Source organism: Aquimarina algicola (genome assembly GCF_006443095.1).
Classification (GTDB): domain Bacteria; phylum Bacteroidota; class Bacteroidia; order Flavobacteriales; family Flavobacteriaceae; genus Aquimarina; species Aquimarina algicola.
This window is the reverse complement of the sequence record NZ_VFWZ01000008.1, coordinates 282,971-295,400: the sequence shown is the minus strand read 5'-3', so window position 1 is coordinate 295,400 and position 12,430 is coordinate 282,971. Positions and strand designations below refer to the sequence as shown.

At 33.3% G+C, this 12,430-nt stretch carries 10 protein-coding genes; 8 read left to right on the top strand and 2 right to left on the bottom strand.

The window, feature by feature from the left end:
- Window positions 1–77: 77 nt before the first annotated feature.
- The 5 genes from FHK87_RS21570 (at window position 78) to FHK87_RS21550 (ending at window position 5,882) form a co-directional block, all read left to right on the top strand.
- On the top strand, window positions 78–2,246 hold the full coding sequence (locus FHK87_RS21570) for a polyribonucleotide nucleotidyltransferase (protein ID WP_140596597.1): 2,169 nt from the start codon (window positions 78–80) through the stop codon (window positions 2,244–2,246).
- Between the two features lie 239 nt (window positions 2,247–2,485).
- Window positions 2,486–3,349 carry a sigma-70 family RNA polymerase sigma factor gene (locus tag FHK87_RS21565; protein ID WP_024772554.1) on the top strand — a complete coding sequence of 288 codons (864 nt, stop codon included), beginning with the start codon at window positions 2,486–2,488 and terminating at the stop codon, window positions 3,347–3,349.
- A gap of 368 nt (window positions 3,350–3,717) precedes the next feature.
- Window positions 3,718–4,125: a BLUF domain-containing protein gene (locus FHK87_RS21560; protein ID WP_140596595.1), complete on the top strand. Its 408-nt coding sequence runs from the start codon at window positions 3,718–3,720 to the stop codon at window positions 4,123–4,125.
- 137 nt (window positions 4,126–4,262) lie between these two features.
- The gene (rpe, locus tag FHK87_RS21555) at window positions 4,263–4,916 is read left to right on the top strand and encodes a ribulose-phosphate 3-epimerase (protein WP_140596593.1); all 654 of its coding nucleotides are present in this window, start codon (window positions 4,263–4,265) and stop codon (window positions 4,914–4,916) included.
- Entirely contained in the window at window positions 4,917–5,882 is a 966-nt protein-coding gene (locus tag FHK87_RS21550; protein ID WP_140596591.1) for a YpdA family putative bacillithiol disulfide reductase, read from the top strand.
- Between the two features lie 59 nt (window positions 5,883–5,941).
- Here FHK87_RS21550 and FHK87_RS21545 read toward each other — a convergent pair whose 3' ends face one another.
- A complete protein-coding gene (locus FHK87_RS21545; RefSeq protein WP_140596589.1) occupies window positions 5,942–6,652 on the bottom strand; it encodes a Bax inhibitor-1/YccA family protein in 711 nt (236 codons plus the stop codon).
- Window positions 6,653–6,706: 54 nt separating this feature from the next.
- A complete protein-coding gene (locus FHK87_RS21540) occupies window positions 6,707–7,573 on the bottom strand; it encodes a zinc-dependent peptidase (RefSeq protein WP_226294365.1) in 867 nt (288 codons plus the stop codon).
- Window positions 7,574–8,207: 634 nt separating this feature from the next.
- On the opposite strand from FHK87_RS21540, the gene FHK87_RS21535 reads away from it, so the two are divergent.
- The 3 genes from FHK87_RS21535 to FHK87_RS21520 all read left to right on the top strand — a co-directional run bounded on the left by FHK87_RS21535 (window position 8,208) and on the right by FHK87_RS21520 (window position 11,769).
- On the top strand, window positions 8,208–8,759 hold the full coding sequence (locus tag FHK87_RS21535; protein ID WP_140596585.1) for an RNA polymerase sigma factor: 552 nt from the start codon (window positions 8,208–8,210) through the stop codon (window positions 8,757–8,759).
- Window positions 8,760–8,780: 21 nt separating this feature from the next.
- Window positions 8,781–9,467, top strand: coding sequence for a tetratricopeptide repeat protein (locus FHK87_RS21530; protein ID WP_140596583.1), 687 nt, complete (start codon window positions 8,781–8,783; stop codon window positions 9,465–9,467).
- 673 nt (window positions 9,468–10,140) lie between these two features.
- Window positions 10,141–11,769, top strand: a complete 1,629-nt coding sequence (locus FHK87_RS21520; protein WP_226294364.1) for a S8 family serine peptidase — start codon at window positions 10,141–10,143, stop codon at window positions 11,767–11,769.
- The last annotated feature ends 661 nt before the right edge of the window (window positions 11,770–12,430 follow it).

The window sequence follows — 12,430 nt, the reverse complement described above, 5'->3', positions numbered from 1 at the left end:
CAAGTAAGACGGAAACCAATGTTTAACTAATTTACCTTTTGCATATCAAAAGGATAAATTAAAATCACAAAAAATATATGATTCCAAAAGTGTATCAAGAGGTTATCGATTTGGGTGATGGAAGACAGATTACCCTCGAAACCGGAAAATTAGCAAAACAAGCCCATGGGTCTGTTGTAGTTCAAATGGGTAAAGCGATGCTATTATGTACCGTAGTTTCTTCTTATGAAGCAGGTACAGTAGATTTTTTACCCCTTACCGTAGATTATCGAGAGAAATTTGCAGCTGCCGGGCGCTATCCAGGAGGTTTCTTCAAGAGAGAAGCAAGACCAAGTACAGAAGAAATTCTTACTATGCGATTAGTAGATAGAGTACTTAGACCTCTTTTTCCAAAAGATTACCATGCAGAGACTCAGGTTATGATTCAACTTATGTCTCATGATGATGATGTAATGCCTGATGCTTTGGCAGGACTTGCAGCTTCTACAGCAATTCAATTATCTGATATTCCTTTTGAAACTCCGATCTCTGAAGTAAGAGTCGCAAGAGTTGACGGAGAATTTATCATCAACCCAAGTCGTGCCCAGTTAGAAAATGCCGATATAGATTTAATGGTTGGAGCCTCTGCAGATTCTGTAGCGATGGTTGAAGGTGAAATGGATGAAGTTTCTGAAGAAGAAATGACAGAAGCTATCAAATTTGCTCACGAAGCTATCAAAGTACAATGCGAAGCGCAACTAAAACTTGCAGAAGCTTTCGGTAAAAAAGAAACTCGTGAGTATGAAGAAGAAAACAATGATGAAGCATTAGAAAAGAAAATATACGAAGCTGCCTACCAAAAATGTTATGACATTGCAAAATCAGGATCTTCTAAAAAAGAGAGAGGTTTAGCTTTCTCTGAGGTAAAAGAAGAGATAAAAGCAATGTTTACAGAAGAAGAACTAGAAGAAATAGGCGATCTAGTGTCTAAATATTTTAGTAAAGCGCACAAAGAAGCAGTACGCAAACTTGTTTTAGACGAAGGTATTCGATTAGATGGTAGAAAAACAACTGATATTAGACCAATATGGTGTGAAGTTGATTACTTACCCTCTACACATGGTTCTTCAATTTTTACGAGAGGTGAAACTCAAGCATTAGCTACAGTTACACTAGGTACTTCTAGAGAAGCAAATGTTATTGATCTCCCTACGCAACAGAGCGAAGAAACATTTTATCTACATTATAACTTCCCTCCTTTCTCTACTGGAGAAGCAAGACCATTAAGAGGTACTTCACGAAGAGAAGTTGGTCATGGAAATTTGGCACAGAGAGCATTAAAAGGGATGATCCCTGAAGATTGCCCATATACAGTAAGAGTTGTTTCTGAAGTATTAGAATCAAATGGTTCTTCATCTATGGCAACAGTATGTTCAGGTACTATGGCATTAATGGATGCTGGTATTGAATTAAAAAAACCAGTATCAGGAATTGCGATGGGGTTAATATCTGATGGAGATCAATATGCAGTACTTTCTGATATTTTAGGAGATGAAGATCATCTTGGAGATATGGACTTCAAAGTTACTGGTACAGAAGATGGTATTACTGCATGTCAAATGGATATCAAAATCAAAGGGCTTTCGTACGAGATTTTAGTAAAAGCACTAAAACAAGCAAGAGAAGGCAGATTGCATATCTTAGAAAAACTTACTGATACTATTGCTACACCTAATGAATCTGTGAAACCACATGCTCCAAAAATGGTTAAAGTAACTATTCCAGAGGAGTATATTGGTGCAGTTATAGGGCCTGGAGGTAAAGTTATTCAGGAAATGCAAAAAGAAACTGAAACTACTATTGTAATTGAAGAAGAAGGAGATCTTGGAATTGTTGAAATTCTAGGTGTTAGCCAAGAAAAAATAGATCAGGTAATACAAAGAATCAATGCGATAACTTTTAAAGCTGAAGTAGGCAGTGTTTATGAAGTAAAAGTGGTAAAAATTCTTGATTTTGGTGCTGTTGTAGAATATGTAGAAGCACCTGGTAATGAAGTTTTACTCCATATTTCTGAATTGGCATGGGAACGTACTAATAATGTAACCGATGTTGTAAACCTTGGAGATGTTATAGACGTTAAGTATTTTGGTATCGATCCAAAAACCAGAAAAGAAAAGGTATCTAGAAAAGCATTACTTAAAAGACCTCCTAGACCTGAAGGTAAACCTAAAGGAGATAGAAAACCACAACAAAACAAAGAGAATTAATTTTTTTAATTCATAATTACATCAAAAAAATCGCTTTTTGAATTATTCAAAAAGCGATTTTTTGGTATTGTAGAATATCTTCAAACCCTTAAATTATTTGACTTTGAGAGGCTTTTCATTTATTGAAAAATAAAATTTAAAATAAAAAATCAACTATTTTGTAACATTTTGGTAACATCTTACGTATAAAAAGATAAAAGCCCTAAATATTCACATATTAAATTTCAAGGAGAACATAGATGAGACAACTTAAGATTACGAAGCAGGTTACGAATCGTGAGACGGCTTCGCTAGACAAATATTTGCAAGAAATAGGGAAAGTAGATCTTATTACTGCAGATGAAGAAGTAGAATTAGCACAAAGAATTAAGGCTGGTGATGAGAGAGCCCTTGAAAAACTAACAAAGGCTAATCTTAGATTTGTGGTATCTGTTGCAAAACAATATCAAAATCAGGGATTAACCCTTCCTGACCTTATTAATGAAGGTAATTTGGGACTTATCAAAGCTGCAAAGCGTTTTGATGAGACAAGAGGTTTTAAATTTATTTCATATGCCGTGTGGTGGATTCGTCAATCTATCCTTCAGGCACTTGCAGAACAATCACGTATTGTTCGTTTACCTCTTAATAAAATTGGTTCTATAAACAAAATAAACAAAACATATGCTTTCTTAGAGCAATCTCATGAGCGTCCACCAAGTGCAGAAGAAATTGCAAAAGAATTAGATATGACCATTAATGATGTAAAAGAGTCAATGAAAAACTCAGGACGTCATGTTAGTATGGATGCACCTCTAGTAGAAGGTGAGGATTCTAACCTTTATGATGTATTGAACTCTGGAGAGTCTCCTAATCCTGACAGAACATTATTACATGAGTCGCTTAGAACCGAAATAGAAAGAGCATTAGAAACACTTACTCCTAGAGAAGCAGATGTTATTAGGTTATACTTTGGCCTTGGAGATCAGCATCCTATGACTCTAGAGGAAATAGGAGAAACATTTGATCTTACTCGCGAACGTGTAAGACAAATCAAAGAAAAAGCAATAAGAAGATTAAAACATACTTCAAGAAGTAAAATATTGAAAACATATTTAGGATAAATTCCTAAATTTGCGGCTACAAACAGTTTTATAACATAACTGTTCGTTTTTTGATTGATGAATGACCACCGGCTGATTACCGGTGGTTTTTTCTTTTTAAAATCAGAATTGCGCTCCTTAGTGTTTAGATCATCTAATCTTTAAGTATTTATCCTCTAGATACGAATAAGAAAAAGATACGACACAGATTAAATATTTATTGACTATAATACTATTAATCAAAAACTTACAACACATCTTAAAAAGCATTCAAAATAGTTTATAACTCTTTTCGGAGTTAAAAATCTCAAAATCCAATACGAAACAGTATATAAAATTTGTAACTTTAGTTAACAACCAAAACAATAAATAGACATAACCTGAATAAAATGAGATACATTGTTAGCTATGTAAGTACAATTAGCAAAAGCATATCAGACTCTGATATAGAAGAACTTATGAAGTATGTAAAGCTCCAAAATAATGATAAAAAAATAACAGGTATCTTAATTTATTCCGAGGGAAACTTCTTTCAGGTATTAGAAGGTCAGGAAGAAGATATTAAAACGCTTTTTGATAAAATAAAAAAAGATTCTAGACACTACAACATCATCAAAATGTTAGATAAGCCGGTAAAAGGTATTTCTTTCTCAGAATATCACTCTTCATTCACCATTGTATCAGGTCATAATAGCCATGATGAATTGCAAAATTTTTTAGAAAACGAAAAAACACATAATCCCGAACACTTCAAAAGCATATCCTATTTAATTCAAAAATTTATCAAACCAGTATAACTAATCACATGATTAGATATAATAATTTGCAGAATAAACAACGGCTTTTAGACATGCTGAATAATTTAAAAAAAGTAAGAGTACTGAGTTTAAAACTTAAGTAGTACTTTTGCCAAAAATAATTCAACTTTATAGCTATGAAATATATCGCTCCTTCTGTATTAGCAGCTGATTTTGCTAATCTTCAAAGAGATGTAGAAATGATTAACAATAGTGATGCCGATTGGTTTCACATTGATATTATGGATGGAGTTTTTGTTCCTAATATATCATTTGGAATGCCTGTTTTGCGAGACATTGTAAAACATGCTTCCAAGACAATTGATGTACATCTTATGATTGTAGATCCAGACAGATATATCAAAACGTTTGCTGATTTAGGAAGTGATATTCTTACTGTGCATTATGAAGCATGTACACATTTGCACAGAACGCTTCAAGCAATTAAATCAGAAGGTATGAAAGCTGGTGTGGCTATAAATCCACATACAAACGTTTCTCTGTTAGAAGATGTAATCCATGATATTGACTTGGTTTGTATAATGAGTGTCAATCCGGGATTTGGAGGGCAGTCATTTATAGAAAACACCTATAAAAAGGTTAAACAACTCAAAGAAATAATCAATAGAAACAATTCACAAACCATGATTGAAATTGATGGTGGTGTAACCGATCAAAACGCAAAACAACTTATAGAAGCTGGTGCAGATGTACTTGTTGCCGGTAGTTTTGTATTCAAAAGTAAAAATCCTGTTCAAACAATTAAGGAGCTAAAAAGTATAATTTCTTAAATGATCAAGACAGATTTAATTATAATCGGAGGTGGTCCTATAGGCATTGCTTGTGGTCTGGAAGCACAAAAAAAAGGACTCAATTATATTATTATAGAAAAAGGAACGATAACCAATTCCTTATATAATTATCCTCTTAACATGCAGTTTTTTTCTTCTTCAGAAAAACTTGAAATAGATCAAATTCCATTCATTAGTAAAGAGGCTAAACCAAAACGTAATGAAGCATTGGAGTATTACAGAAGAATTGTAACGTCTAATGATCTAAATATTCAACTTTTTGAGAAAGTCAATATTGTAACCAAAAATCATGACTCGTTTATCGTCACCACAGATAAAAGTGAATATTCTTGCACATATGTAATTGTTGCAACCGGTTTTTATGATTTACCCAATACCCTCAACGTTCAAGGCGAAGAACTTCCTAAAGTTTCGCATTATTATAAAGACCCACATTTTTATGCAAAACAAAAATTAGCAGTCATAGGAGCAAGTAATTCTGCTGTTGATGCCGCGTTAGAATGTTATAGAAAGGGTGCAGAAGTAACTATGATTATTCGTGGACCTGAAATTGGTCAGCGTGTAAAATATTGGGTAAGACCCGATATCATAAATCGTATCGAAGAAGGAAGTATTAAAGTTTATTATAATAGTACTGTAAAAAAGATAGACTCAAATACAATCAGTATTGAAACTCCCGAAGGAGAGTCTAATATTGATAATGACTATGTATTAGCATTAACAGGATATACACCAAATTTTACATTTTTAAAACAAATAGGAATCGAACTATCAAACGACCATAAGTTATATCCACAATACAACCAGGATACGATGGAGACTAACATAAAAAATCTATATCTGGCTGGGGTAATCTGTGGTGGTATGGATACCCATATTTGGTTTATTGAAAATTCCAGAGTTCATGCGACTATGATACTAAACGATATTATGAAAAAAGTATAAAAAATAACCCCTATAAGATTTACTTATAGGGGTTATTTATTTATTAATGTTTTAAAAATCTAATCTCCACTAAATCTTGATAGAATACTCAAGATGTACCAAAATAATAGCATTAGTGATGCAAACAATCCTAAAGATGCTCCAACATACTGATCTTCTGAATATTTATGTACCATATTAGATGTTTGATATAAAATAGATCCTGATGCTAATACAACCATCCCTACACTAAACCACAATCCTAGATTAAATCCAAATAACATTCCGGCTACGATTAAACCTATTGCTATAAAAAAACCAATAGTAAGTATCGATCGTAGAAAAGAAAAATCTTTTTTAGTAATAAGAACAATAGCAGAAAGTCCTGTAAATAAAGAAAGTGTTAATACAGCAGCTTGATTAAGAATATTAGCTCCCCCACTCTCTGCAATCATCATAGCAATACCTATCAAAGGAATAAAAATAAAAGCCTCTGCAACTACATAGAGTAATAAACCTAAATACTGTTGATTGATATTATGATTTTTGAACGCCATCTTTTCTGCATACGAAGTAGCTAGCATAAAACCACCCAACATAATCAACCATCTCCATCCCTGGGTCATAGAAAATGCAAAATTTACAATAGGTTCGATCTGAAAAAATAGCCATTCTACAATAACAAATAATAAAACAGCCATTGCAAGATGAGTGTATGTCTTTTTATAAAAAGCGACTCTTTTTTCATCTGTCAAAGAGCTAACCGGTATCGATTGTCGAAATTCTTCCATTTGATTTTGTTTTTAATATTTAAATATACCTTTTCCAAAAGAAATAGAAAATTATTACACATCAAAATATCTAAAATTAAGCATTTGTTTCACATACTCATAAATCTCAGGAAACGTTTGTTCTAATTCTTTTGGAGACTCCATAAATACCTCGACTAGCACTGCAATAAATTCAAACTTATCTGTAAAAGCATATTCTCTCAATATTTTGGTTTCTACTATTTTTTGACGTATTTCTACTGCTCCAAGATATTTTTCCAATTCAAGAAATGTGTCATAAAAAATCTCTGAACTGATATCATTGTTTTTAATTGAATTATGATGAATGGCATGGGTAAGTTCGTGAATTCCTAAACTCTTACCTTTCTCCTGATGCAAATTTCCTTTTTGAAAATCTTTCCAGGATAAGACCAATGCTTTGGATCTGGGATTAAATTCACCTATATTTTCTGTTTGATTTAGGATAGAATAAAACGACGACGGGTATAACACAATTGTATTAAGATATTCAAGAAGATAATGGCGCATTCCAAAAGTAAGTTGAATCACCATCATTGTCACTTGCATACGCATAAAGTCATCGATAACAAGTCCTTCTCGTCCTGCAAAATGTGTAGCTTCAAGAAATTTGGCAGACCGGTGTACAAAAAATTTTTTCCTCTTTTTATCTAATGATTTATAAAAATCATGTTCTTCTAAGAATAGTTGAAGGTGAGCTGGCAACTTTTTGATACTTGGATAGAAATGAACATAATAAGGCTTCTTATAATATTTTACATAAATCGTTTCTAGATACCTTAAAACGTAATAAACACATATAGATACAATACTAACAGTAATAATTACTCCTAGTACAGTTCTAAATACAGGATTAACAGGCTCTTCCTGATAAAGGAATAAATAAAGGATATCTAGACTCAAAAAATAAATTGTAGGTTAAGGCCTTTAAAAATAACATTTTACATTCAAAAATGATACTAAAATGATAATTTAACATCAATTACTCCTTTTACAAACAATAATCTTGAACAATTATTCCTGTAATTGATCACGACTTCTCTTTTAGATTCAGAAACAAGAAAAAACGCATATTGATATGAGTAAATATCATTTTCTTCAAAAAAAATCCTGAGGGCTTACTATTTTTTTAATAAAAAAGTAGGGTAATTCTTTTTTCACCTGTTTAGTCTACAAAATACAGTATTTAGTACATTTTTGAAGAAGTGAATTTTGTTTCATATCGACTACAAAATGATTTGCTGCCAAAATGTACAACACAAATCAATATAACAACTTATACCAATATAAGGGCAATAGTATGCAAATATCATGATGAGAGTAGAGCAATCTCAAATAAAGAATACTTTTTAATATCGTAATAGTTCATAAATGGCTATATAAAAAAACACAAGATTTTAAAATTTCTTGGTAAAATCATGTCACGTTTTTTACTTTTTTGATTTATACATACAAAATCAGTGATCAAACCGTTTTTTTCTTAGTACATTTAGTTAAGCTATTCTATATCCTTGTTGGCAAAACCTAATAAATAAGAATGGAACACAAAAATTTTGGATTAACGGAAACATCGTTTAACAAACTAGTAGCTGATTTGCAAAAAAATGACACTCAATTTTTTGAGCAAGTATTTTTGAAACAATTTGGAGAAACGTTGAAATATTTATGTAGAGAATATAAATCAAGTTATGAAGATGCATACGATGCTACCATGGATGCATTGCTTGAATTCAGAACACGATTTGTAGATGGAAAATTAAAATATGGAAATTTGCGTTTTCTATTTACCAAAATGGCCTCTCAGATGTGGTTAAAAAATCAGAAAAAGGCAACTACAGACATCGATGGTATTGCGTATCTGGCGCAAAAAGAAGAAACTGATACAATACCATCAGAAGCGTTTACGAAACTATCAAGTGCCTGGGAGTCATTAGGTGAATCCTGTAAACAACTATTAACCTGGCATTTTTATGGTAAAATGAAGTTGACAGAAATTGCAGAAGAAATCCAAAAGAGCCCTGCAACAATCAGAAAACAAAAAGAACGTTGCATCAAACAATTAAAAGAGCAATTTGCTCAAAATTATTAGCAATATTTATTACAATACAAAATGAAAGACAACATTAATAATCTCTTAGATCCAAACATCTCGCCAGAAGAAGAAGATAAAATCCTAGAACAGTTTTTGGCAAAAAAGTTGGATAACGATCTAAAGGTACGATGGCAAGAAATGCTTCGTGAGGAGCATGATATCGCTACTCATGAGCCCGAACCCCAAAAGAAAAGCAAATCATCTACCTATATAAAAATGTTTTTGGCTGCTGCAGCTTGCATCACACTAATAGTTACACTACAAGTACTATACAATGCTCCTGTAGCTCCTAATACCTTAGCACAAAATTATCTCGAAGAACAAGAGATATTGCATCCCGGAGTGTCTAAAGGAACGATAACAGAAGATAAAACCAGAGTTACAGCCATACAAGAATTTAATGCAAAAAAATATGTGACAGCTGCTACGTATTTTCAAAAACTAGAATCCCCAAATGAAGAAGACTTATATTATCACGGTTTATCTTTATTATTGAGTAAAGATTATAGAGGAGCCATTGCACAATTTAACAACAGTATTAAAACCAATCCAAAATACGAGCAAGAAATCCGTTGGTATCAGTCCTTAGCTTATGTGTTGAGCAAAAAAACCAAAAAAGCAAAACAACAATTACAACAGATTAAACCGACTGATTGGAATTATAAAAAAGCACAAGAATTATTAAAAGAAATGAATGAAGAATAAAACTACTATATAAAATTCACTACATCACATATGTAAAGTTAGAAGTACAAAGTTAAAAGTTAGAAATTTAGAACGCTGAATATAAATAAAGAACTCGATTCAACATCCCACTAGAACATTAAAAAACCAGTATATGCGCCCCTGAATTAAGTTCAGGGTGACGGACGGATATATCTCGAAGTAATACTATATGCTTCGTCATGCTGAACTAGATTCAGCATCTCACTAGAACATCAAAAAATCAGTATATGTGAACCTGAATCAAGTTCAGGGTGACGATACGTATTATAATTTTTTACTCAGAAATGATCAAAATTTAAGAACTCAAAGCTATTTCTTAACTGCCGTCATGCTGAACTCGATTCAGCATCCCACTAGTGCATCAAAAAACCAGTATATGTGAACCTGAATCAAGTTCAGGGTGACGAAGTGTATTATAAATTACTCTCCTCTCAAACCTTCATGCTAAATATGGCTCTACTCCTAGGTAAACATATACTATAAATTTTTCACACATTTTTGGTAGGGTAATCAATTTTTGAGCTGTTAATAATAAAAAAGTACACAAAGAATGTCACGTTTTCCATCTTTAGTACTTATACAGAAAAACAAAAAAGTAAAACATTATCATTTTAAAAAACACATTTCATTTAACAACATAATCCACTTGAATATGAAAACATTAAAAAGCATAGCTATCGTAATTCTTTGTTTACTGTTTCAGCTACCGGTAACAGGGCAACAAAATACCGGCAACACAAATGCATCACCCCAGCCCACAAATATCTCCAAAGACGATGATGATGATGACGACGATGACGATGATGAAGACGATGAAGACGAAGATGAAGAAGACGAAGTAATCAAACACCCTTCTTTATATTTTGTAAAATTAGCACCGGGCATTAGTCAGCAAGAAGTTAACCGTTTATTAGAAGAACTTAATTCTGAAGAAATCTGGTATCGAGAAGAAATCAACCTCAGATTATGGAACACCATAGCATTCCCATATATCACCGCACAAGGGCAAACGGTAACCAATATTGATGGACAAGCTATGAATGCTCAAGGTAAAACAGAAATTAATAGTGCTAACTTTAATACCGGATCTATTGATCGAAATCCTCCAGGTAATTTTCCATTATCTTGTTTTCAAGATATCATCCCACAACAACCTTTGGGCACTGCTCCTATAAAAATCTCTGTCTTTGATACTGGATTCACTCCTCAACCAACCAATCCCAATGGATATTCATTTAATATCCAAAACTATACAGGATATGATTATATTGATGATGATACCATTCCCGAAGATGGTAATGGTCATGGTACGCATATTGCCGGAGTCATTCACCATCTATTAAGTCAGCAAGGAGGGCTTGCCAATATTACTTTTGATATCAGAAAAACACATGATGATATGGGGCGTGGTTTTGTATCCAATTTGATTCCTGCGATCCTGGATGCCGTTAATGAAGGAGCTGATATCCTAAATCTTAGTTTTAGTTATCAAAATATCAATGAAAATCCTAATGGCAAACCGCTAAAAATAGCGATAGATTATGCTGAGCAAATGGGAGCATTGGTGATTGCTGCTGCCGGTAATACTAATGAGAATAATGACACGGATGCCATCATTTCTTTTCCCGCATCTTATCCCAACAACAACATCCTATCTGTAGCTTCTGCCGATTGTAATGGTAAACTTAGCCCCTTCAGTAGTTTTGGGCAACGTAGTGTAGATGTTGCAATACTCGGAGAAAATATACCCGGTCCTATCATGACAGGAGGTATGGGATATCAAACAGGAACTTCTTTTGCTACTGCAAATGTTACTGCAATGGCTACAATACTAGCCACTCACCAACAACAATTTGATCAACAACAAATCCGTTGCGCGCTGATCAATACTTCTACCACCTCATCTGACTTATTTGAGAAAGTAGTAGCAAACGGAGCGATCAACTTTACGGCTGCCTTTACGCAACTGGGAACTGCTTGTACCTCTGTTACAAAAACGACCACCGGAGCTGTACAAAAGACCCCAACCTCAACACTGTTTCCCAATCCTTTTCGAGAAACGCTACAATTAGATATAGATATAAAAGAAAAAGATAGGCAACACGTCACTGTTTCTATGTATAATCAACAAGGTATATTAATCTTACAAGATCAATTCAATACCATGCAAGATAACACCGTAATCAATTGGGCAGCTACTCAACAATTACGCCCCGGTACTTATTTTGCCAAAATAGATATTGGCGGACATACTACAACACAAATGGTTATTAAAAAATAAATGTTTGAATACCCCTAAGCTGTCTTGTTTGAAAAGAAAAGAGGTTAAAAGTATTTAACCTCTTTTTTTTATGAGTAAATATTACACATCTCTTTGTCTCCCTGAACTCAATTCAGGGTTGCACAAAATGCTTTTTATTCTCTAATGAGATGCTGAATCAAGTTCAGCATGACGCTTAGATAAGTAGGATGAATGTCTATAATTTTTATGAATAAAAGAATTAACGAACTGTCAGTCTGAGCCTATCGAAGACTCTTTGAAAACGGTAAGATGAAAAACTTCGACAAGCTCAGTTTGACAACAATGAATCAAAAATAACTCCTCCCATGCGGAGTGGATTAACTATCGTGTGGATAACAATGGCAATCGCACAATGTATGGTTATCCTAGCGCATACACCGGGATGCGTCGCTCTATACAAGGCTTGCACTACTTCCCATATTTACGGATATAACCTTTCTAACGTTCGGGATGCTTCATTGTGGGTATTTATGTTACGAGTTCTTGAGTTTTGAAATTGAAAGTAAAAATTTAAAACGAATATGTAACCCCAAACTTGATTCAGGATCACAGATATTTTTCGATGCTCTAATGCGATGCTGAATCGAGTTCAGCATGACGGATTAGTTTTACCTCTAACTTCGTACTTTTTACTCTGTAC